Here is a 1,636-nt window from a genome sequence, read left to right as displayed (position 1 = left end):
AAAATAATTGTTAAAATTGGATAATGTATAAGTATATACTATTATACAGCGTATAATAATAAGAATGAAATCATTAAACAGAATAAACCACAAGCTTCTGCTAAAGCAAATCCTAAAATTGCTTGAGGGAATAATGTTGAACGTAATGAAGGGTTACGTGATGTTCCATTTATTAAAGCTACGAATACTAAAGCGATACCTATGGCTGCTCCTCCTAATCCTAAAGTTGCTATTGCTGCTCCTATATATTTAGCTGCTAATACTAATTGCATATTTAATATAAATTTATTTCTAGCCCTAAGAAACTCAATAATTAATTACTCTCCTAAATTTTTTTTATAAAAATAAGAATAATAAATTAATTATTAAAATAATAGGTATATGAATTAAGAATCTACTAATACCAGTAGAACCTAATACTTTAAGTAAACCATTATCAGTATAAGTATTTAAACGTCCACCAAAATTTAAAACAGATCTAATAATTAAATTATTTAATAATTGATCATAATAAATACGTTGGTTAAAGTAATTATAAATACTTGATTTATTAATTTTATAAATAAATTCATAAGTATAAATTAAACTTAAAGATAAAGATATACCTAAAATCATAGGTAATCATTTAAAGAAGAAAGGAATAGTAAATTCTGTTTCTATAAATGTATTAGTATGTGGTAAACCTAAATTTAAATGAAATATAACATTATCTCTATTATAACCTAAGAAAATACTATATATAGCTAAAATAAACATAGGAATAATCATATGATTACTTTCATGAATAAAATTATAAGTATATTTATTACTTCTTGGATTATTATAAAAAGTTAAATATAAAACTCTTATAGAATATATAGCAGTTAAAGTAGCAGATGCTGTAGCTATATAATACATTATATAACCACTTACAGTATATGTACCATATAATGATTCTATAATAATATCTTTACTATAATAACCTGTTAATCCTGGTATAGCCATTAATGATAATGAAGCTACTACCATAGAAGTATAACTAAATGGTAAATATTCTATTAAACCACCATATTTACGCATATCTTGTGTTTCTGATATAAAACTATGTATTATTGATCCTGCTGACATAAATAATAATGCTTTAAAGAATGCATGACAATATAAATGATAAATTGCTAAATCATAAGCACTTGATCCTATAGCTAACATCATCATCGCTAATTGACTCATTGTTGATAATGCTATAACTCTTTTTATATCATTTGTTACTACTGCTATTAAACCACTTATTAATGTTGTAAATCCACTTAATCATAATATTGTTAATAATATTGAAGGTGTATATTCTAAAATAAATGATGATCTTACTAATACAAATACTCCACTACATACCATTGTAGCAGCATGTAATAAAGCACTTACAGGTGTTGGACCCTCCATCGCTGATAATAATCAACCATGTAAACCTAATTGAGCAGATTTAGCTGTAGCAGCAATTAATAACATAATAGCTAATAAATTTAATATAAAAGTATCTGTATGAGGTGTTAATAATTCTATAGTATAAAAATCTACAGCATGAAATAAATTTAACATAAATGCTAAACATATAACAAATAAAGTATCACCCATACGATTTAATAATATAGCAGATAAA

General features: G+C 24.2%; 3 protein-coding genes and 1 pseudogene. All 4 read right to left on the bottom strand.

Annotation, left to right across the window (positions count from 1 at the left end; genetic code table 11):
* Positions 1-41: 41 nt before the first annotated feature.
* A complete protein-coding gene (locus tag IE180_RS37900) occupies positions 42-272 on the bottom strand; it encodes an ATP synthase subunit C family protein (RefSeq protein ID WP_189409863.1) in 231 nt (76 codons plus the stop codon).
* A gap of 64 nt (positions 273-336) precedes the next feature.
* Complete coding sequence (locus IE180_RS37895) at positions 337-615, bottom strand: hypothetical protein (protein ID WP_506005105.1); 279 nt, start codon at positions 613-615, stop codon at positions 337-339.
* A gap of 6 nt (positions 616-621) precedes the next feature.
* Positions 622-1,419: pseudogene (locus IE180_RS37890) on the bottom strand (NADH-quinone oxidoreductase subunit 5 family protein).
* Positions 1,420-1,431: 12 nt separating this feature from the next.
* A partial coding sequence (locus IE180_RS37885; protein ID WP_229861269.1) for a hypothetical protein occupies positions 1,432-1,636 on the bottom strand: 205 nt, incomplete at its 5' end.

The sequence above is a fragment of the Streptomyces litmocidini genome (assembly GCF_014649755.1).
In the GTDB taxonomy this organism is placed as follows: domain Bacteria; phylum Actinomycetota; class Actinomycetes; order Streptomycetales; family Streptomycetaceae; genus Streptomyces; species Streptomyces litmocidini.
Note: the sequence above shows the minus strand (reverse complement) of the source record. Positions and strands in the feature narration are given on the sequence as shown.

Bases quoted from the DNA above. Each gene is read 5' to 3' on its own strand.
- IE180_RS37900 (WP_189409863.1), bottom strand. From the start codon at position 272: ATGCAATTAGTATTAGCAGCTAAATATATAGGAGCAGCAATAGCAACT.
- IE180_RS37895 (WP_506005105.1), bottom strand. From the start codon at position 615: ATGATTTTAGGTATATCTTTATCTTTAAGTTTAATTTATACTTATGAA.